Below are 438 nucleotides of genomic sequence, written 5' to 3' on the forward strand. Positions count from 1 at the left end.
TACCTAGGAAGTAGATCTTCACTCTTTGTGAACTCAACTGACATAGATTGAGGCATTTCGCCCTGCTCTGTCTGAAAACCTGATAGCCGAGCCTCAGGGTACTGGTGGTATACAATAGCTTTACATTTTTTAGTCTTATGCAAAGTGCCATCACTGCTTAGCCAATAGAATTCATTGAAGACAGCTTGAGTAATTGGTTTGCCGGGTGCAGATGCTCTTTTCGTTTGACTCGTGCTTTCAACTCTTTCACTAAAGCTCATATCAAACACGGAGTTTAGTAAGCTAGCATCATGATGAAAATAAACTTGGTTTTTGTCATTGGCGTTCTTTGGAAGCTTCTTAATCAAAGCCAAATCACAACCATGTTCTGATAAACGAGAAACGATTTCCTTGGACGAGATTAGCCCTTGATAATCGAGATGATTGAATATTGCCATA

Annotated in this window: 1 pseudogene; it reads right to left on the minus strand. The window is 40.0% G+C overall.

Features of this window, described 5'->3' with window-relative positions:
* A pseudogene (locus A3763_RS29245) lies at positions 1-438 on the minus strand (hypothetical protein); the annotation flags it as partial.

Source organism: Oleiphilus sp. HI0128 (assembly GCF_001635365.1).